Source organism: Pseudovibrio sp. W64 (assembly GCF_001623145.1).
In the GTDB taxonomy this organism is placed as follows: Bacteria; Pseudomonadota; Alphaproteobacteria; order Rhizobiales; family Stappiaceae; genus Pseudovibrio.
The window spans coordinates 87,160-105,652 of record NZ_LMCI01000007.1; the positions used below are offsets into that span (position 1 = coordinate 87,160).

General features: G+C 50.5%; 18 protein-coding genes. 5 read left to right on the top strand and 13 right to left on the bottom strand.

Annotated elements, in window-relative coordinates:
* Positions 1-66 precede the first annotated feature (66 nt).
* The 5 genes from PsW64_RS04175 to PsW64_RS04195 all read right to left on the bottom strand — a co-directional run bounded on the left by PsW64_RS04175 (position 67) and on the right by PsW64_RS04195 (position 4,767).
* Positions 67-837 (bottom strand): acetoacetate decarboxylase, encoded by a 771-nt coding sequence (locus PsW64_RS04175; RefSeq protein ID WP_063290251.1) that lies wholly within the window; start codon positions 835-837, stop codon positions 67-69.
* Positions 838-977: 140 nt separating this feature from the next.
* Positions 978-2,291: a hypothetical protein gene (locus PsW64_RS04180; RefSeq protein WP_063302784.1), complete on the bottom strand. Its 1,314-nt coding sequence runs from the start codon at positions 2,289-2,291 to the stop codon at positions 978-980.
* 157 nt (positions 2,292-2,448) lie between these two features.
* Positions 2,449-2,733 carry an aa3-type cytochrome c oxidase subunit IV gene (locus tag PsW64_RS04185; RefSeq protein ID WP_208980563.1) on the bottom strand — a complete coding sequence of 95 codons (285 nt, stop codon included), beginning with the start codon at positions 2,731-2,733 and terminating at the stop codon, positions 2,449-2,451.
* Between the two features lie 136 nt (positions 2,734-2,869).
* Complete coding sequence (locus PsW64_RS04190) at positions 2,870-4,240, bottom strand: ABC1 kinase family protein (RefSeq protein ID WP_063302785.1); 1,371 nt, start codon at positions 4,238-4,240, stop codon at positions 2,870-2,872.
* A 113-nt stretch (positions 4,241-4,353) separates the two neighbouring features.
* On the bottom strand, positions 4,354-4,767 hold the full coding sequence (locus tag PsW64_RS04195) for a DUF3224 domain-containing protein (RefSeq protein ID WP_063302786.1): 414 nt from the start codon (positions 4,765-4,767) through the stop codon (positions 4,354-4,356).
* Positions 4,768-4,856: 89 nt separating this feature from the next.
* Between PsW64_RS04195 and PsW64_RS04200 the strand changes: the two genes are divergently transcribed.
* Entirely contained in the window at positions 4,857-5,675 is an 819-nt protein-coding gene (locus PsW64_RS04200; protein WP_063302787.1) for a helix-turn-helix domain-containing protein, read from the top strand.
* On the opposite strand, the gene PsW64_RS04205 is transcribed toward PsW64_RS04200, so the two are convergent.
* The 5 genes from PsW64_RS04205 to purB are packed head-to-tail and all read right to left on the bottom strand — an operon-like array spanning position 5,672 to position 9,751.
* Entirely contained in the window at positions 5,672-6,580 is a 909-nt protein-coding gene (locus PsW64_RS04205; RefSeq protein ID WP_063302788.1) for a heme-dependent oxidative N-demethylase family protein, read from the bottom strand. The genes PsW64_RS04200 and PsW64_RS04205 overlap by 4 nt on opposite strands.
* A 60-nt stretch (positions 6,581-6,640) precedes the next feature.
* On the bottom strand, positions 6,641-7,192 hold the full coding sequence (locus PsW64_RS04210; protein WP_063302789.1) for an RBBP9/YdeN family alpha/beta hydrolase: 552 nt from the start codon (positions 7,190-7,192) through the stop codon (positions 6,641-6,643).
* Positions 7,179-7,979, bottom strand: coding sequence for a metallophosphoesterase family protein (locus PsW64_RS04215; RefSeq protein WP_063302790.1), 801 nt, complete (start codon positions 7,977-7,979; stop codon positions 7,179-7,181). The genes PsW64_RS04210 and PsW64_RS04215 overlap by 14 nt, the downstream gene beginning before the upstream one ends.
* A 54-nt stretch (positions 7,980-8,033) precedes the next feature.
* Positions 8,034-8,393: a VOC family protein gene (locus PsW64_RS04220; protein ID WP_063290260.1), complete on the bottom strand. Its 360-nt coding sequence runs from the start codon at positions 8,391-8,393 to the stop codon at positions 8,034-8,036.
* A gap of 29 nt (positions 8,394-8,422) precedes the next feature.
* Entirely contained in the window at positions 8,423-9,751 is a 1,329-nt protein-coding gene (gene purB / locus PsW64_RS04225; RefSeq protein WP_057462039.1) for an adenylosuccinate lyase, read from the bottom strand.
* A gap of 333 nt (positions 9,752-10,084) precedes the next feature.
* On the opposite strand from purB, the gene PsW64_RS04230 reads away from it, so the two are divergent.
* Both PsW64_RS04230 and PsW64_RS04235 read left to right on the top strand, forming a co-directional pair.
* Positions 10,085-10,462 carry a VOC family protein gene (locus PsW64_RS04230; protein ID WP_063302791.1) on the top strand — a complete coding sequence of 126 codons (378 nt, stop codon included), beginning with the start codon at positions 10,085-10,087 and terminating at the stop codon, positions 10,460-10,462.
* 366 nt (positions 10,463-10,828) lie between these two features.
* Positions 10,829-11,284 carry a PaaI family thioesterase gene (locus tag PsW64_RS04235; protein WP_063302792.1) on the top strand — a complete coding sequence of 152 codons (456 nt, stop codon included), beginning with the start codon at positions 10,829-10,831 and terminating at the stop codon, positions 11,282-11,284.
* A gap of 53 nt (positions 11,285-11,337) precedes the next feature.
* Here the strand turns inward: PsW64_RS04235 and PsW64_RS04240 are convergent, their stop codons facing one another.
* From PsW64_RS04240 to PsW64_RS04250, 3 genes are all read right to left on the bottom strand, one after another.
* Positions 11,338-11,949 (bottom strand): hypothetical protein, encoded by a 612-nt coding sequence (locus PsW64_RS04240; protein WP_153042335.1) that lies wholly within the window; start codon positions 11,947-11,949, stop codon positions 11,338-11,340.
* Positions 11,950-11,987: 38 nt separating this feature from the next.
* Positions 11,988-12,620: a hypothetical protein gene (locus PsW64_RS04245; protein ID WP_063302794.1), complete on the bottom strand. Its 633-nt coding sequence runs from the start codon at positions 12,618-12,620 to the stop codon at positions 11,988-11,990.
* A 178-nt stretch (positions 12,621-12,798) separates the two neighbouring features.
* Complete coding sequence (locus PsW64_RS04250) at positions 12,799-14,646, bottom strand: M3 family oligoendopeptidase (RefSeq protein ID WP_063302795.1); 1,848 nt, start codon at positions 14,644-14,646, stop codon at positions 12,799-12,801.
* Positions 14,647-14,874: 228 nt separating this feature from the next.
* Here PsW64_RS04250 and PsW64_RS04255 point away from each other — a divergent pair, with 228 nt between their 5' ends.
* Together PsW64_RS04255 and PsW64_RS04260 are read left to right on the top strand one after the other, a co-directional pair.
* Positions 14,875-16,431: a sigma-54-dependent transcriptional regulator gene (locus PsW64_RS04255; protein WP_063301032.1), complete on the top strand. Its 1,557-nt coding sequence runs from the start codon at positions 14,875-14,877 to the stop codon at positions 16,429-16,431.
* Between the two features lie 286 nt (positions 16,432-16,717).
* A complete protein-coding gene (locus PsW64_RS04260) occupies positions 16,718-18,370 on the top strand; it encodes a L,D-transpeptidase family protein (protein ID WP_208980564.1) in 1,653 nt (550 codons plus the stop codon).
* The last annotated feature ends 123 nt before the right edge of the window (positions 18,371-18,493 follow it).

The following is an 18,493-nucleotide window of genomic DNA, read 5'->3' on the forward strand; positions in this document are numbered from 1 at the left end:
TGCCAATCAAATACTCAAAGATCCTGAAGTGGCCTCGCATGCAGCACCTCCGAAATAGCGCATCACTTAAGGTTTCAGGTAATCATACATTACCCGGCCATAAGGTAACGTGAGGTCCGTAATAAAATGAACACCGCCGAGTGACTTAAGCATTGGCAGCTCAGCCACTGGCGCATTGGCATGATGGAACAATTGCAAACTCGCCGGACCAGACCACGCGCCCTTCACCGTCACATCAGACGCCTCATAAGCAACCAACTGAGCGATAGCCAAAGAGCCGTCAACGTCTGGGATAAGTTTCAGATTCACCTGAGTTTTCTGAAGCTTCTTGAGGATCGCATCAGGGTGACACTGCGTACCATGCTCAACATCATAAAGTAGGTGCTGGTACTTGTACCCCATGGTCGCAATAGCAATCGTCACATCGTCAAAAACCAAATGGCCGGTCAATGTTGCTCCCGATATACTCAGCTCTGGATGGCCTAGCTTTTTCGGAAAACCCCAGATCTCACGCCCACCAAAAATCGGCGGAGTATCATCAAGAAACATTTGCTGAGTGAAGTTCACAGGGTGATCTCCAAACTTGGCTGGAATCACGATGCCAGACTCGGTGTAATCTCCAAATCCAGCAGAATCGGGCATACGGATCACTTCAAACATCACCGTGTTGGAACCATCCGGCTCCAAAGGCTCAGGTAAAGCTTCACGAATAGCGTCAGGGTCACTTTCATAGGAGACCACAAAAAACTCGCGGTCGATAAACCTGTATGGCCCCTTGGGATAAGCAGGAGAAGCAATCGGCATAGAAGCCTGTTCAAGAATATCGGCAATTTTCATGGACCACCTCGATCATGAAAGAGTGTGAACCGCGGCCAAATCACAGCCAGCGCGCTCTCACCATAAGCACCGATATTTTGGATGTTGCCCCTTGGGTTTTGGGGTGACACTTTCAGAGCTCACCCCAAACACTTTTTTAATCAGCTTGTTACGTCAATTTCTTTGAAAGTAGCCAGTGGAGCTTTTTCGCGGATAACCCAGTTCAACGCACCAAGCTCCGCTTTTAACGTCGGATGAACCAATCCCAACACGCGCAGTTCACTCGCTCCAGTGCCCGAATGGGTTTGATTTACACGGCTTGCGATATTGAGTGTGGTTGTTGATTGATCAACACTCCAGCCAACTCGGTCACCAGCAACAAAGGCAACCTTACGCCCCGTTCTGGTCGTACCAATCGGAATTCCCTCAAACAGCTCAACAGAAGCAAGACGTTCTGTATCAATATGATAATCAGCGATCATCATCAGACCCAACAGATAATAATATCCCGCCTCTTGAGAAAGCCCCTGCCGGCTTGCCTGATCAACCAGATCACTTCGCCCTCGAACACCTTTCAAAGAGTGTAGGCTTGCGACAAAAATCATCTTTTCACCGCGCGTCATAGACGTAGCGCTCAGGAATGCTCGTGTGCTGCTCTGGCGAATAGCCATCTCACCAAGCATCTCGCGCATCGTCTCATCAGCAACGGTCGGGCTGGCCTTGAGGGCCTCACTGAAGTTGGTTGTCGCCAGAACTCCACTAACCGCCGTCCCAACACCACCCGGAATAAACACAGTTGCAAGATTGGTCAGGCGGTTGGAAGTCGCATAGGCCCAGGCAGCCTTATCAAGCGCGTCAGAGAGTGGAGGAAACGTCGTGTAAGGGTCTACATTCGCTGCAACAGCAATATAGCGCCGGGCTCTATCTCGCCCTACTACAGCCGCAGCAACACTCTCAACCGCAGAAGTCTTCTTACCACTTTCTTTGGAAGGAGCAGTCGCTCCGGAATTCCCAGTAATGGTGTTCACAGTCCCATTCAGCAACAGGCCGACGCCATCAGCAGTGGAACTCAGTGTCTCTTTGGGAGAGGTTACAAGACTGCCGAGAAATGTCAGAGGCTTGGCAACGGCAGTCACAACGCCCTCACCCGCTTGAGAAACCGTATCCAGTTCTTGAATACCCTTCAGCGCATGCAGTTCATTGATGCGCTTTTTCAATGTCGCCGTACCACGCACCTTATAAGTCTTGCCATGAACCCTGAGGCTGTAAACAAGCAATGTCCCATTCCGCAACACCGGCGGCACGATCTCGTAGTTGCTACCACGCGCAGAAACGCCTTCTTCCTTCAGGATCTGGGAGAAACCAAGATCAGTCGAGGCAGAATGAGATGGTGATGAGACAACTGCAACCACGATAAAGATTGCAAGCAGCAAGGAACAGCGCAGAAGAACGCGAACAGTTTGCGCAGTAGACATATGATACCCGAACTCAGAACAACTCTTACTAAAGGCTCTATTCTTCAATAATGATCAGAAAAGGGCAGCGCCTCTGGCAAATTTCGGGGTTGAAACGAAAAATCGCAGAAGCACACTGCTCCTGCGATTCTCAAAACCTTTGAAACCTGAAGGTTTCTTAGATTGTCAGCACAGCTGTTACCACACAAGCAAGCAGGAATACGATTCCCGGTACAACGTGCGATCTGTCACCAGACGCCATGCCAACGCCAACTGCAATCACTGTTGCGATTGTAGTGATGCTTGCCCAAACCGTCCCGGCAGTACCACCAAATCCAATCATTGCAATAACGAGTACAAATGTGAGAGCTGCAAGAATTCCAACCTTTGAGAAGTTGATAAAGTTCTTGTAGGTCTTCTCGTGTTCCTCATAGTCCATAACAGACGCGCTCCCGTCAGCCATGCTTCCCCCTCGAAACAAGTAGTTTTCCTGATACGAGTCTTTAACATCACATGGTCCGGTGACGCAACTTCCCTAAAGAACCGCTCTGGAAATAACCTAGGTGCCGGGGATAATTCCAACGGCCTGAGTATGTGCCTCAATCTTCGCCAGTCAAACCACATAAGTCCAGTTGGTTCTTTTGATAGGCACTCAACGCATCCAGCTCAAACCCATCAATCTGCTCATTAAACAGTTGATGGAAGTTAAGCTCAGCTCGTAAGTGAAGGAATACAGATCCAAGCCCAATAGCCGCCCGGTCCATAAAAACAAAGTAACGAGGTATTTTCACCGGCCCCAGCTCTTTGAGGGACTGATGCACACGAAACGCCTCTTGCCGCCCATAAGCCGCTGGAGAAACACCATCGGCAATCGAGCGTACTCTATCGCTGAGCAACGGGCCAAAAATAAAACTCGCCCAGATATTCAAAGTCTCAATAAGCTCAGTCGTCAGTCCATCAAAACCCCATGTCTCATAAGCAGCAACCACGCGGTCCTGATCATCTTCAAGCAGACCGTGATACAGATCCACCACGCCTTGCACGAAATCTGGAGGGAAGATGCGCACACATCCGTAATCCAGCAAATTCACACCAGCCGGCTCTCCGCCATCCTCAAAGATCGTGTAGTTACCAAGATGGGGATCGCCATGGATCACACCATAATGCGCAAACGGGTGCCACCATGCCTTGAACATCACTTGCGCAATCTTGTTACGCGCCTCCAGCTTTTCTTGTCGATAGGCCAGAAGCGGACGTCCTTCCAGCCAGCTCATGGAAAGCAACCGCCGCGTTGACAAATCTTCAAACACTTCTGGAATCTGGATCTGCTCATCTGCAGCAAAAACATTGGCATAGAGCTTTGAATGCCGCGCTTCCCGTCGATAATCCAACTCTTCCCGCAATCGGTCACCAACTTCCTTCGCAATTTCAGAAGTCTCGATCGCAGGCCTAAATCGTCGATGCAGAGCAAGCAACATGTCGAACTGATTCAGATCAGCTTCAACCGCACTATCCATATCCGGATATTGAAGCTTACAGGCCAGCATCGCCCCATCCTGATCATACGCTCTGTGCACCTGACCAAGAGAAGCCGCTGCTGCAGGCTCCTTCTCAAACTTATCAAACCTGCCTTGCCAGCCCGGGCCAAGCTCTGCCCGCATGCGTCGCTTAACAAAAGCCCACCCCATGGGAGGTGCATTTGCCTGAAGGCTCGCCAGTTCTGCTGCATATTCAGGAGGCACGGCATCAGGAATCGTTGAAAGAAGCTGCGCCACTTTCATTAACGGTCCTTTGAGTTCGCCAAGGGATTCTGCGATGGAAGCTGCATTCTTCGCAGGGTCTTGATCCCAGCCGAAGAGCTTGCCAGCTGCAAGCTTGGCTGCAATGCCACTCATATTTCCACCAACCTTGGCATAGCGGCCAAGGCGGGCGGTCATTCTGTTTGCTTCCCGGTCACGAGATGAAGGCATATGGGGTTCCTGCGGCTCACACTCTTATTGCAATATATAGTGCACTGCAAAACCTAGCAGAAAACGCAGAGAACCCAAGGGCACTTTTGGAGATTACCTAATCACATCTTTGCTCAGGCTTGCTCAACACTCTCCACAAACTCCAGCTCAAGCCTGCACTCAACGGCGTTACCATGAGAGGTAACAAACTCCCCCCGACCAGAAACGCCTTCAAATCCTCCAGTCCCGGAACCGGGCACCACAGTCATCGAAGAGCGAACAGTCTGCGCAGCAAACACCCCGTTCTCCTCAACGAGGAACGTGCCCTCACGCGAACCGTATCGACCGGAGACCTGTGTGTACCCTGAGTATTTGCCCTCTTTTTCAGCTACATAGGCCAGAAGGTAAAACATGTTCACCTGCCCAACAATTTCTCCGCTGACGGGGCCATGAGCACGAACCGACGTGATCTTGCTCATCTTGGAAAGTTTTTTTGCAGTCTCTTCCTTCCATTCTTCAACTTTGTAGGTGCATTTAATCTTTGCCATGTTCAGCTCCTTGCATTCAGAGCGGAATACCTACTGCGTCAAAATCAGAAGGGCTTGTAAAAGCGCGACAGCTGCTATCTTTTACGCCTATGCCAAATCAGGATGACACCTCAACTCAGATCAGCGGACTGCTAAACCAGCAACGCAGCCTCCAGCACTTCAATCTGGACTGGCTCACCCCAGCTGAACCATTGCAAGATGCCATCGAATTCTATTGGCTGGTCACATGGGACCTTCGAGGCAAGCCTCCATATAAGCAAGCTAACCTGCCCCACCCATCTCAACATATTGTCATCGACACCTTGCAGACGACAGGCGTGTTTGGCATCAACACAGGCGTATTCCATTATTCCTTGCAGCAGAAAGGCCGGGTGTTTGGCGTGAAGTTTCGTCCAGGAGCCTTCGCAGATTTTTTCAGATACAACCCCTCTTCGCTCCTCAACACCCACGAGAACATCGAGCCGTTTCTCCACATTTCCGAACAAAAACTAGTTTCACAGCTAGAATCTGCAGATGAGCCAACCGCATTCGCTGTTCAGATGGACAACCTCCTGACTTCACATAAGCATCCCTTGACATCTAAAGCGAAGGATGCCCGTGCACTCGTCGATACCATCGCGACAACGGACGAGGTCAGTAATCTGAAAGACCTCTCCAGAACTTCAGGTTTCCAGCCAAGAACAATCCAACGCCTCTTCCAAAGCCACGTAGGCGTTCATCCCAAATGGGTGATCGAACGTTACCGCATGTTGGCTGCTGTTGACGCTATCAACAAAGGGCAAGACCTCAACCTGACAGATCTGGCCCACTCCCTGGGCTACTTCGACCACGCCCACTTCAGCAACGCCTTCAAGAAACTGACAGGCCACACACCAAGCCATTACTTGCCAGAGTCTCAACCAGTTTAAACACGTTCTTCTGCAACCATATCAAGCGCTTGTGCGATAGTTGATGCATGCGCTTTGATGCCTTTGTAGTCCAGCTGCTCTGCGGTCAGCCCAAGCAACTGTGTTTTTAGGCCTTGGGCCAGCTGGTCACCATCCGGATGTTTTAGTAGGCTATGAACAGGATCGTGGTGAACCCTGATGGTGAAGAGGATGTCGCCGCTGTCCGGCAGGCGCCTCAATGTCTGCTTCTCGACGCGCACATAGAGTTGTTCAAATGCCAGATCGGGCTCGCAGAGAACTTCATCGCGCAAACCTGAAACCGGATGGTGTAGCTCCGTGTCCGTATACAGAGACCAGTTCAGTCGCCAAACTGGCTTATCTACCTCCAGCCTTTCAAAGATACGCTGAACCATGAGCCCCATACGGTGCCCATTGAAGTCCGGCACCCCTTCATGGATCGCACTCATAGAGCCGCCAAACTTTTCCGCCAATGACCAACTGGAAGGAAAACACAAGCTCGCTGCGACAAGCCTATACCCGTCATAACCTTTGCGCATCAGCACTAGATCTTCCTGCACAAGGCGGGAAATCGCGAGTAATGGCGCCTCGGAACAGGACGATAGATCAACGCACTTCCCTGTATTCTTCACGATAAGAGAGTGATCAGAGTGAAGCTCATAAATGTTAGGAAACTGGGCAGGCAGATGAGCAACAAGGAGGTCTGCCACTTCGCGCTGTGCTGCCTCAGTATCCGCCTCTGCAGCAAACACGAAGGCTTTAGGGTCAGCGATGAGCCGCTCTTTTTCATCAAGGTGCGCAGCTAAAAACTCATCAGGCTCAATCCACTCTCTCAAATCAAGAGGCTCGAGCCCAACGGTAAACGGTCTCTTAGAGCCATCATAAGGTGTATGTGCAAATCGCGACATAAAACGCCCTCCCCATACAAAACATGCACCGGAAGGAGGACGTTCTTCAACCTATACGGATTACCCGAGCTCTTTCATGAAATGAGCAAAAGAAATAATGCCTTCTGGCCACGGCCCCTGACCGCTCTCAGAATTGATATGGCCACTTTCACCAGCATCCTGCAAACGTGCATTCCAGAGCTTGGCAAGCTGCTCCGCACGCTCGAAGGTGCAATAAGGATCATTGCGGCTTGCCACAACCTTGGCATGGAACGGCAATGGGGAAGTTGGAAACGGACCAAAGCTATGCAACTCAGCCGGCACACATGAGGTATCATCTACATCTGCAGGCGCAACCAGATAAGCACCCTTCACCCAATTCTTGATACGAGGTGCAGCGTGAATCACTGCAGCAACACCAGCAGAGTGCGCAACAAGCACCACCGGGCGCGTGGCTTCTTCGACCGCCTTCACAACGGCATTCACCCATTCCTCAAGGTCTGGCTTGCTCCAACTGCTCTGCTCAACGCGCCGACCAGTGGAGAATTTTGTTTCCCAACGGCTTTGCCAGTGGTTTGCGTCGGAGCCATGCAGGCCGGGGACAATGAGAATGTCCGCCTCAGAAATCTTCATAAGGTTCCTCAATACGTGGTCGTGCTAAAAAGTCTGGCAGCTTAATAGGACGAAAATACCCAGTTTTCAAAGCGCCAGCCCAATCTCCACGTTGATTACGCGCAGCTTTTCTGCTGGCATGGTCCCAATCGTAGTTCACCATCCGCTCTTCAAAGGACCACCGTGTCCCAACCCGGGTCACAATCATGTACCGCGCATGGGGGCTTCCAACTTCCATCGTATGTGCATGAGGCTTGTCATCATCATAGGCTGGCAGCCCAACACTGCCTGCGTTCATCACGATTTGTCCGGTCGTTTCCAACCAGATGACCCGAGGGACATGGGAGTGCCCACAAACAACCAGCGGTGAGGTTACATTTCCAACGTGCTCTAACACATACTCTGGTGATGCAATTTTGGTGTGATCCCCACAAAGTTCTTCGGTGAGATAAACATTATCAGCTGACGGCGTCCCATGGCACAGGAACACATTCTCGACATGCTCCATTTGCGTTGGCAGTTGCTTCAGCCACGCTTTGGATTCGTCAGAAAGCAGCGAATAAGCATGTGCATCACTTAGCCCCATTTTGGATTGGACATGGTCCACCAAATGCCGGTCATGATTGCCGCGCACAGTCAGCCAGTTTTCCGCAATGAGGTACTGAGCTGTTTCCTCTGGCCACAACGGCCCCGAAACACAATCACCCAGATTAAACACCAGATCTGGCGACTTCCGCTTTATGTCGCGATGAACAGCTTCCAGAGCAGGCAGGTTACCGTGAATGTCCGAGATAACCGCAATTCTCATAGTCATGACTCCTGAACGGCATTAGTCCCATTAAGACCAAGAAGGACCATGTTGTCAGCGAGGTTCGCCCAGCAGTGTCAAAACATTGCCAAACGGATCATGAAAATGTGCAAGAACTCCGCCCCAAACCTGTTTTTCAGGCGGGTTGGTAAAGGCAACACCTTTTTCACAAAGGCGCTCATAAGTATCAACAATGTCATCAACCTGAAGAGATGCACCGAGAAAACGACCAATGTATTCTTGGTCTTCCTCGTTGTGTGCCTGCTCGATGATGAGCTCTGCATTGTCGAGCTTGGCACCAAACGCGCCAAGCTCTGGCATATCCCAGTTAAGAGGAAGGCCGAGCGTTTCGGCATAAAACTCCCTGGCCTTTTCGATATCACTCACGAAAATCCGCAGACCATAAAGCTTCATCTTCCCCTCCACTGCTGTGCACGGACGCCTTAGGCTTCGCCAAAGACCCGCTTGAAGATCACATCGACATTCTTGGTGTGGTAACCAAGGTCAAAGCGCTCACGAATTTGCTCTTCAGAAAGATGCTTACGAACGTCTTCATCCGCCAGCAATTCAGTCAAGAAGTCCACCTTCGCATCGCCAGAAACCTGATAGCTATCCCAGACCTTCATCGCATTACGCTGAACAAGACGATAGCTGTCTTCGCGAGACGCACCGGCCTGTGTCAGTGCCAGCAAAATGCGCTGTGAGTGCACCAGACCACCAAGGCGATCCATGTTACCCATCATACGCTCTGGGTAAACCATCAGATTTTCCATAACGTTTGTCAGGCGCGCCAAAGCAAAGTCCAGCGTTACAGTCGCATCAGGACCGATCATACGCTCAACAGAAGAGTGCGAGATATCGCGCTCATGCCATAGTGCAACATTCTCCATCGCAGGTAATGCGTAAGAGCGAACCATACGAGCAAGACCAGTCAGGTTCTCGGTCAGCACCGGGTTCCGCTTATGCGGCATCGCAGAAGAACCCTTCTGACCTTTGGAGAAGAACTCCTCAACTTCCAGAACTTCTGTGCGCTGCAAATGACGAACTTCAGTCGCCAGACGCTCAACGGAAGACGCAATCACACCCAGAACTGCGAAGAACATGGCATGACGGTCACGAGGAACAACCTGAGTGGAAACAGGTTCTGCACCAAGGCCCAGCTTCTCAGCAACATGCTCTTCAACACGCGGGTCAATGTTTGCAAATGTGCCAACCGCACCGGAAATAGCACAGGTCGCGATCTCTTCACGAGCCAGCTCAAGACGCTTCTTACAACGGTCAAACTCAGCATACGCCTGCGCCATCTTCAGACCAAAGGTCACTGGCTCAGCATGAATACCGTGGGAACGACCGATAGTTACGGTGTCTTTGTGCTCATAAGCACGGCGCTTCAAAGCGGCCAGCAGCTTTTCCATGTCGGCCAGCAGAAGGTCTGCAGCGCGAACCAGCTGAACGTTGAAGCAGGTGTCCAGAACGTCAGAAGAGGTCATGCCCTGGTGCACAAAGCGTGCTTCCGGACCAACGATTTCAGCAAGATGCGTCAGGAACGCAATTACATCGTGCTTGGTTTCACGCTCGATCTCATCAATCCGCGCAATATCGAAGGTAGCTGGACCACCCTTCTCCCAAATCTTCTCAGCAGACTCTTTTGGGATCACACCCAGCTCTGCCAGAGCATCACAAGCATGAGCTTCAATCTCAAACCAGATGCGGAATTTCGTTTCAGGAGACCAAATAGCGACCATGTCAGGACGCGAATAGCGCGGGATCATGCCAGTCCTCGTATGCGTTACAATTCTGTCGCAGGATGTAGCAGGACAGGCTCCCTAGAACAATGCCAGAAAGCTCCGGCAATGCCGAAAAAACGCGTTTTTTAGAGAATTCAACGCTGCTATGCGCACTATGAATATTTCTTCATCACCCGAAAAAAGAACCTGTAATTTTCAGTCAACTTGTCTGCAACGAAACACAATCAAATCCAGAATGGAAATCCCCCTTGGGTGGCATCTGTTGCATACTAATTTATGACCAACTTGAGCTCTGCAAAACTTTCCTTATGCTGAGCATCTAAGACGTTTCAAAGTGGTTCTTGAGGGGGAAGTCACATGCAACTGGGTGCATTTTCAATCAGCCTGACGGTTAAAGACATTAAAGCATCAATCTCGTTCTATCAAAAGCTCGGCTTCGCATGCGATCCCGGTTGTGATGGTACAGATGGCTGGGCGATCATGAAAAATGGCGAGACAATCATCGGGCTGTTTCAGGGAATGTTTGAAAAGAACATGCTCACCTTCAATCCAGGATGGGATCAGAAAGCACAAGCCCTTGATAAGTTCCTCGATGTGAGGGAACTCCAAAAGCGCTTGAAAGCTGATGGCATTGAAGTTCACGGACAAGAAGCAGACGAGACCACATCTGGTCCGGCAAGCTTTACTGTGATTGATCCGGATGGAAACCCTATCCTGATAGACCAACACCGCTAGTGGGCAAAGGGTCAGCAGCAAACAAGAGATCCAGCAAAGTCATATTATAACTCCGACAAACGTTGAGCTTCAGTAAGCTACTCAGTTCCCTCTACACTCCTCTCAATAATCCAGTGAGGTTTGCGAGTGACTGTGCCTTCAAGTGAATTAGCCAATACCAGAGCCTGTTACCTGGAATTCGACACCCCAGACAGGCAAGCGCATTTCATCGAAAGTACATTTTTCCTCCGCGACGATGGAACTCTCTCTGCCCAATGCAAGGGCAATTTCGCCTCTCCTTATGCTTCGCTGTGGTTCGAACATAACGCATTAAGACTTGGCATAATCGCCACCTGACATATTCAGATAGACATTTTCGGAGATAAAATGAGTGAGTTTACGCCTCGGTTTGCAGGCTATGAGAAGAAAGTAAGAGACAGCTTTGCCCGCCAGCCAGCCATGACCTCATTGGGCATTGAAATCGCCAAAGTAGAACCCGGCATCGTCGAGCTGACCATGCCGTACAACAAAGATTTTACCCAGCAACACGGCTTCCTCCATGCTGGCATCGTCACCACAGCCCTCGACAGCGCAGCCGGATACGCAGCTTTCTCTCTGATGGATGAAGATGCTGCTGTACTTACTATCGAACTCAAAACCAATCTGATGAACCCTGCTGCAGGTGAGCATTTTGTATTCCGCGCAAAGGTCGAGAAACCAGGCCGCACAATCACCTTCGTCAACGCCACTGCCTACGCAAGCAAAGACGGCAGTGAAAAGAAAGTCGCCACGCTATCGGGCACCATGATGTCCGTCCGCGGAAGAGCCGACGTTCAACAGTAGATCAGTGAGGCGAGAGCGGGCTGATCTCGCCGAGCAGGCCCTGATGCTCTGAGTTATTTATTCACGCGCAAAACAAGTGAAGGTGCCATGCTTCCCTGCGCACCTGAAACAAAGCTGACACCAGCAACGTCAAATAATTGCTTTCCATCGGAGGCTGTCTCTAACTCATTAATCCAGCTGGTTCGATTGACGCCTCCAGAAATCCTTACGCTCTTTGAGAAAGAACCCGCATCTCTTTTATAACCATCAAAGACATAGCTTTTAATTTTATCGTCAAAAAACCTGACAGAGCCGTACTTCATACTTGTAGCAAAATAACATGTTGGAGAAGCTTCAGTTGCATCTGTTGACTTATACTCTCCAAGAACAAGCACACTGTCGCCATTTCGAGAGCGATACGCTTTCGTAGTCTTACGATTAAAATTCCGGCTCTCAGCGATCGAAACCAATGGGAGATCACCACCTGAAGAGGAAACAACTTTCCATCCTTCAGCCTTGAGATACTTATCTCGTCCCTTCGCGCTCGATGAAATACAAGCCTTCTCAAAAATCGACCAGTTCCACAAGTCGGTCTCCGATGCCACGTCTTCAGCATCAAAGCCGCCTCCGCACGCACTTAGAGGCACGATCACTGTCAGAAGCAATGGTATCCTTTTAAATCTCATAGAGCCTCTCCAAGCAACGAACGATCGGACCGCAAAAATCACTTCAACTTGCACTTAGTTTCAGTCCCCTCCCAGAAACCACTACTAGTTTTGGTACAATCGATTGGAACTTTGCGGGCAACCTGCACATCAAGTACACTCGCTCTTTCGCCGAAAGCTTGTTTCAGGCCAGCTTCGACAGTACGTTTCAGGTCAGACGCGCTCCGCCGATGCTCCCACCCATAGGGAACAACTGTCACCGTGCCGGGTTTGAAATTGCTTACAAATGTCGCATCACCAATCTTGAAAATACGACTTCGTTGACCAGAGTCTCCAGAGACAAACGCATATTTGCCAGAACGCGCAGACACAGCGTAAGTCATCAGGAAGTAGTCGTCATCATACTTAAAAGTGACCCGATAAGACCCAAATAGCCCTTCAAACGCCTCAAAGGTCAGCCTATTTTTATTGCTTGCTTCTTTATTTTCACAATCGTCAACCTCACCCGAAGCGTTCACCTTGCAGAAAACCGAAGCCAGATCGGATTCAACACTGCCATAGCGCCAAATCAAATAATTCTTAGTCTTATCTATCGGGAACTTATCTAGATGCGATTGATTACTGGTGGGCTTATACGCCCCACAAGCACTCAGGGTGAATGCAACTACCAGCATTGCAATAAATATGCGCATGATTCCGCTCCACTCACCCATATTAAAGCATCAGTCTAAAACCAAAAATTGAGCGCCAGCGCCCATGAGATCTGACTGAATACCTAAGTAAGCTTGGGAAAACTCCCTCGCCAACGCGCAACAAAAAAAGGCGAGAGCAATAGCCCCCGCCTCTTAAAAATATCAAACTCAGTTTAGCTTAGGCCTTATCCATCTCTTCCAGCTCATCAATAAAGCGCTCGATCACGGCAAGGCCTTTCTGCCAGAAGGCCGGGTCGGTTGCATCCAGGCCAAATGGAGCGAGCAGTTCACTGTGGTGCTTGGTGCCGCCCGCTTTCAGCAGATCAAAATACTTCTGCTGGAAGCCATCCTCGGCTTCTTTGTAAACCGCATAGAGCGAGTTCACGAGGCAATCACCGAAGGCATAGGCGTAAACATAGAACGGCGAATGGATGAAGTGCGGAATGTAGGTCCAGAAGTTCTCATAGCCGCCTTCTAGGTCAATCGCCTCACCGAGGCTTTCTTCCTGAACGCCCATCCAGATCGCAGATATCTGCTCAGCGGTCAGCTCGCCTTCCTTACGCAGCTCATGCAACTGACGTTCAAAGGTATAGAATGCAATCTGGCGCACAACCGTGTTCAGCATGTCTTCCACTTTGGCAGCCAGCATGATCTGACGTTTTTCAGGTGTCTCAGCCTTTGCAAGCAGGTCCTTGAAGGTCAGCATCTCACCAAACACGGAAGCGGTCTCAGCCAGTGTCAGCGGGGTCGGCGCCATCAGCGCACCATTTGGCGCTGCAAGAACCTGATGAACACCATGTCCAAGCTCATGCGCCAGTGTCATCACATCGCGGATTTTGCCCTGATAGTTGATCAGCACAAACGGGTGTGCGCTTGGCACGGTCGGATGAGAAAACGCACCAGGTGATTTACCCGGACGAGATGCAGCATCAATCCAGTTTTTATCGAAGAACTGCTCTGCAATTTCGGAAAGTTCCGGCGAGAATTTCGCATAAGCGTCCAGAACCGTGCCTTTTGCTTCATCCCATGGAATATCGCGCGTATCAGCTTGTGGCAATGGCGCGTTACGATCCCAGAAGTTCATTTTCTCAACGCCAAGCCACTTGGCTTTCATCGCATAATAACGGTGCGACAAACGCGGATAAGCAGCGCGGACTGCATCAACCAGCGCATCAACAACTTCACGCTCAACACGATTGGCAAGGTGGCGGCTGTCAGCAATGTCATCAAAGTTATGCCAGCGGTCGTAAGTATCTTTATCTTTCGCCAGCGTGTTCATGATCAGCGTAAAGATGCTCAGATTTTTGCCGAACGTTTTTGCAAGCGCTTCGGCAGCCTTCTTGCGCATGTCCCCATCAGGTCCTTGCAGCAAGTTCAAGGTCTGCTCAATAGAAAGCTCGTCACCATCAATCTCATAACGAGAACCAGAAATTGTCTCATCAAACAACCGGTTCCAGGCGGCAGCACCGGTCACGTGCTTCTCATGAAACAGCTGTTCAATTTCCTCACTACGTTCATGCGGGCGTTCTTTGCGCAGGTCTTCCAGCCAGGGGCGATAATACGCCAGCTTTTCAGAGTTCAGCGCTTTTTCCAGAACCTCGTCTTCAATCTTGTTCATCTCAAGCGAGAAGAACAGCATATGAAGGCTCGCAGTCGTCAGTTTTTCCTGCACATCGCCATAAAATTTCTGACGAGCTGGATCTGTTGTGATGCTGGTGTAAGCCAGACCGGCAAAAGAGCCGATACGCCCCATCAGATCTTCAAGTTCCTCATAACGACGCACAATTTCGGCGAGCTCATCGCCAGAACGTGTTGCAATTTCAGCAAGCTTGCCTTTGCAGTCTGCTTCAAACTGCTCTGCCAGTTCTTTCGCACGCGCCATATCCTGATCAATCGCAGGATCATCAATAGAGCTGTAAAAAACTGAAAGGTCCCACTCCGGCAGTTCACCAAGGGCAGAGCCTGCCGTGGCTGCATCAGCGCTTTGATAGGTGATGGAAAATGGAGTGACGTGCTTGAGTGTCATATGAGCGTCCGATTATGGGATGGCATTGCGCCAGAAAAGAAACCTGAGGTCTGCAAAACAAGTTCTGCAGTACACTGTTTTAATATGCGTCCAATCCTTACACATGCAATGGCGTCTTTTAACAAGATCCCCAAAATGAAGTGAGCAATTTGTTTACCAAATTGGGTGCAGGATGACCTGAATTGGCACACTATGCATTACTGCCCAATCGATTTGAAGGGATTTCCCATGGCACAGCGCATTTTGATCGTAGATGACGATCCGGTCCAACGCCGCTTGCTGGAAGAAGCCGTAAAGCGGTTCGGATACCGCTCCAAAAGCTGTGTCGATGGTCGCGAAGCGCTGGAAATCCTTACAGGAACTGCCCAATCAGAAATCGATCTGGTTATCCTTGATCTGATGATGCCAGAAGTGGACGGCTTTCAGGTCCTGAAAGAAACCCGCGACGCTAAGAATGCAGTACCTGTCATTGTTCAAACAGCCAACGGCAGCATTGAAACTGTCATTGAAGCTATGCGTGCTGGTGCACAGGATTTCGTTGTAAAACCAAGCCGTCCTGAGCGCTTGCAGGTGTCCATCACCAACCTACTCAAAGTTGCGACGCTGGAAGGTGAACTCACCCGCATCCGCAAGCACACAGAAGGCACCCTCACCTTCGATAATATCGTCACGCGGTCTGAGCCGATGGATCGTGTCCTGCGGCTGGGCGAAAGAGCTGCCTCCTCCAACATTCCGATCCTCATTGAAGGCGAGTCTGGTGTTGGTAAAGAGCTGATTGCGCGCGCTATTCAAGGTTCCAGCGAGCGCCGGTCCAAGCCGTTTGTCACCGTAAACTGCGGCGCTATTCCAGATCATCTGGTGGAATCCATTCTCTTCGGTCACGAGAAAGGTGCATTCACCGGCGCTGTCGATAAACACATGGGCAAGTTTCAGGAAGCCAGCGGCGGGACCCTCTTCTTAGACGAAGTCGGCGAGCTCCCACTGGAAGTACAGGTAAAACTCCTGCGCGCGCTGCAAGAAGGGGAAGTTGACCCAGTTGGTGCGCGCAAACCGATAAAAGTAGATTTCCGCCTGATCTCAGCAACAAACCGACGTCTGATCGATCAGGTAAAAGAAGGTAAGTTCCGGGAAGATCTGTATTATCGCCTCAACGTCTTCCCAATTTGGATCCCTCCCCTACGAGATCGTAGTGAGGATATTCCTGAGCTTACCCGTCATTTCCTTGCGCGTTTTGCTGCAGAAGAAAGCAAGCCTCAAGTCACGGGCATCACATCTAACACGGTCAATATGCTTAAGAGTTATGACTGGCCTGGCAACATTCGCCAACTTGAAAACGCAGTATTCCGCGCCGTTGTCCTGTGCGATGGTCCAAGCCTGACATGCGATGACTTCCCGCAAATAGCTCAAGCGACTGATACGCCAATGAGTTACGCGGCAGCACCGCCTGCCGGAAACAAAGAACCGCAAGCTGACGTCTATTCTTCATCCCTAAGTGTAGCGAGTAAATGGGAGGAACAGCAGGACGAACGATTTCTTCAGGTCGAGGCCGTTTCAGCCTTCGACGCGGAGCAACCTCCCTTTGGATATATGCGATCACTCGATGGCGAGGGCCACGTGCGTACGCTCATCAGTGTTGAAGAGGAAATGATCCGGACAGCAATCTCCCATTACGGAGGCCGCATGACCGAGGTTGCCAAGCGTTTGGGCATCGGGCGCTCAACGCTTTATCGCAAGCTGAAGGAATATGGTCTGGAAGAAACTCCGGAAAGCAAAACTGCGCACTAAAGCTTAGTTTGCAGGATGGTTGGAAGCGAATGAGTAAGCCTCGCGCAAGCCACAGGCACGCGTGCATCTCAATAAATCGATAAAGCATAGCGACTAACAAAAAACCGTGGGTTTAAGTTCATATCACTGATCCTTGAATTTAAAACATCACGCTGTCGTGCTATCTCAAAACGCATTAGTGTATATGCGTAATAAATATAAGTTTGGGCAAAACAACACTCTTAATTTTTGAGGCACTCTTCTTGTGCCTATAAAGATCAAAGAGTTATCAGGTGGGTAGTCATAAATGTTTGGTAGAACGAGCACATCAGCATTGCTCGCAGGGGCAGTTATTGCGCTTTCGTCAACTATGTATTCTGCGCAAGCCGCAATTCCTGACAATTTTGACGAGCAGCTCGAGCAAGTAAACCTCGCTCAGTCAAATCCTGTTGCGCAGGAAATTCAGCAGGCGCTTAGCAAAAAACACCGCCGCCAGAACTTCCATGCAAAACGCGAAGCAGCTGCCGCAAAACTGTTCTACGAAAACAGAAGCTTCCAGCCCGCCTGGATCCTGAAAGGCAAGCTCTCCACCAGTGCTTTGTCCGTTATGGAAACTCTGCAATCAGCCGATAAAGAAGGCCTGCACGCCGCCGACTACCCGGTGCCAGCAGCAGGCTTCAATGCAGATGGCAAAGCAACCCCAGAGCAAATCGCGGAAGCAGAACTTGAGCTGACCCACTCGATCCTCAAATACGCAGAGGATGCCCAGGCTGGCCGCGTCAGCCCCTATGCGATTTCCGAGGACATTACCCTTCGTCCGGAAAGGCCAGACCCGATTGAAGCGCTGACATCCATAGCGCACTCGGTTGCTCCGGCAAAAACTCTTGCGGCCTTCAACCCTCCGCATCCAGAATACAAAGCGCTGAAAAAGCAGCTTGCCGAACTAAGAGAACACACTGAAAATGGCAGCCTTGAAAAGCAAGTTGTCATTCCAGCCGGCAAAGTCCTGAAAGTTGGAGTAAAAAGCTCCCGCGTTGCCGTTCTTCGCGAACGCCTGAGTGTTCCGACAGTTGAATCTCAAATGAACGTCTATACGCAGGATCTGGCTTATGCCGTTGAAGCCTTCCAGGCTGCAAACGGCTTGCATCCAGATGGCGCGGTTGGCCCACGCACACTGCTTGCCCTCAATGGGCGCGTTAGCGGTGACCCAATCAATGACGTTATTGCAAACATGGAACGCTGGCGCTGGATGCCGCGCGAGCTGGGCGAAACCCATCTGCGCGTGAATATTCCAGAGTTCATGGTTCGTTTGAACATGGATGGCTTTGTTCTTTATGAAACCCGCGTCGTTGTTGGAAAACGCTCCAACAAAACACCGGTCTTTTCAGACAAGATGCAGCATGTGATCGTAAATCCATACTGGAACGTCCCATACTCCATCGCATCAAAAGAGCTTTTGCCGGAACTGCGCGCAAGCAACCCACAAAGCTACCTGCAAAAGGGCAACTACGAGATCGTGTATGGCGGCAAGATCGTTGATCCTCGCCGTGTGAACTGGGATGCCGTGACCTTCAAGCAGATCCGCATCCGTCAGCGTCCGGGACGCGGCAACGCGCTAGGCAAAATCAAGTTCATGTTCCCGAACAAGCACAACGTGTACTTGCACGACACACCGTCCAAATCGCTGTTCAACCGGTCTGAGCGCGCCTTCTCACACGGCTGTGTCCGCGTGCAGAACCCGTTTGAGTTTGCTGACGCCTTGATGGCCACGCAAAACACGATGACAGGTAATTACATCCGCTCACTTGTCGGCAAGAAGCAGACCCAGGTGAATTTGCAAAGGGATATCCCGGTGCATATCTCCTACTTCACCGCATTTGTGGATGAAGCTGGAAAGCTGCAAAGACGTCCGGATATCTACGGACATAACCAGGCGACGATCGACGCTCTGAATCTTTAAAATTGTCACTATCCACATGTATCCACAGTAATATGACGACTTATGCGTGCGGATTCGCGCGCATTTGTCGCATGTAAATAGCGGATTCTGGCAAAAAACTTGGATTGTTGCCGTGAAGTCACT

Excerpts from the sequence above, each read along its gene's own strand:
- PsW64_RS04200 (WP_063302787.1), top strand. The coding sequence starts at position 4,857 with ATGCCAAATCAGGATGACACCTCAACTCAGATCAGCGGACTGCTAAAC.
- PsW64_RS04185 (WP_208980563.1), bottom strand. The coding sequence starts at position 2,733 with ATGGCTGACGGGAGCGCGTCTGTTATGGACTATGAGGAACACGAGAAG.
- PsW64_RS04205 (WP_063302788.1), bottom strand. The coding sequence starts at position 6,580 with ATGTCGCGATTTGCACATACACCTTATGATGGCTCTAAGAGACCGTTT.
- PsW64_RS04195 (WP_063302786.1), bottom strand. The coding sequence starts at position 4,767 with ATGGCAAAGATTAAATGCACCTACAAAGTTGAAGAATGGAAGGAAGAG.
- PsW64_RS04175 (WP_063290251.1), bottom strand. The coding sequence starts at position 837 with ATGAAAATTGCCGATATTCTTGAACAGGCTTCTATGCCGATTGCTTCT.
- PsW64_RS04230 (WP_063302791.1), top strand. The coding sequence starts at position 10,085 with ATGCAACTGGGTGCATTTTCAATCAGCCTGACGGTTAAAGACATTAAA.
- PsW64_RS04260 (WP_208980564.1), top strand. The coding sequence starts at position 16,718 with ATGTTTGGTAGAACGAGCACATCAGCATTGCTCGCAGGGGCAGTTATT.
- PsW64_RS04210 (WP_063302789.1), bottom strand. The coding sequence starts at position 7,192 with ATGAAGATTTCTGAGGCGGACATTCTCATTGTCCCCGGCCTGCATGGC.
- PsW64_RS04235 (WP_063302792.1), top strand. The coding sequence starts at position 10,829 with ATGAGTGAGTTTACGCCTCGGTTTGCAGGCTATGAGAAGAAAGTAAGA.
- PsW64_RS04180 (WP_063302784.1), bottom strand. The coding sequence starts at position 2,291 with ATGTCTACTGCGCAAACTGTTCGCGTTCTTCTGCGCTGTTCCTTGCTG.
- PsW64_RS04240 (WP_153042335.1), bottom strand. The coding sequence starts at position 11,949 with ATGAGATTTAAAAGGATACCATTGCTTCTGACAGTGATCGTGCCTCTA.
- PsW64_RS04250 (WP_063302795.1), bottom strand. The coding sequence starts at position 14,646 with ATGACACTCAAGCACGTCACTCCATTTTCCATCACCTATCAAAGCGCT.
- PsW64_RS04255 (WP_063301032.1), top strand. The coding sequence starts at position 14,875 with ATGGCACAGCGCATTTTGATCGTAGATGACGATCCGGTCCAACGCCGC.
- PsW64_RS04220 (WP_063290260.1), bottom strand. The coding sequence starts at position 8,393 with ATGAAGCTTTATGGTCTGCGGATTTTCGTGAGTGATATCGAAAAGGCC.
- purB (WP_057462039.1), bottom strand. The coding sequence starts at position 9,751 with ATGATCCCGCGCTATTCGCGTCCTGACATGGTCGCTATTTGGTCTCCT.
- PsW64_RS04190 (WP_063302785.1), bottom strand. The coding sequence starts at position 4,240 with ATGCCTTCATCTCGTGACCGGGAAGCAAACAGAATGACCGCCCGCCTT.
- PsW64_RS04215 (WP_063302790.1), bottom strand. The coding sequence starts at position 7,979 with ATGAGAATTGCGGTTATCTCGGACATTCACGGTAACCTGCCTGCTCTG.
- PsW64_RS04245 (WP_063302794.1), bottom strand. The coding sequence starts at position 12,620 with ATGCGCATATTTATTGCAATGCTGGTAGTTGCATTCACCCTGAGTGCT.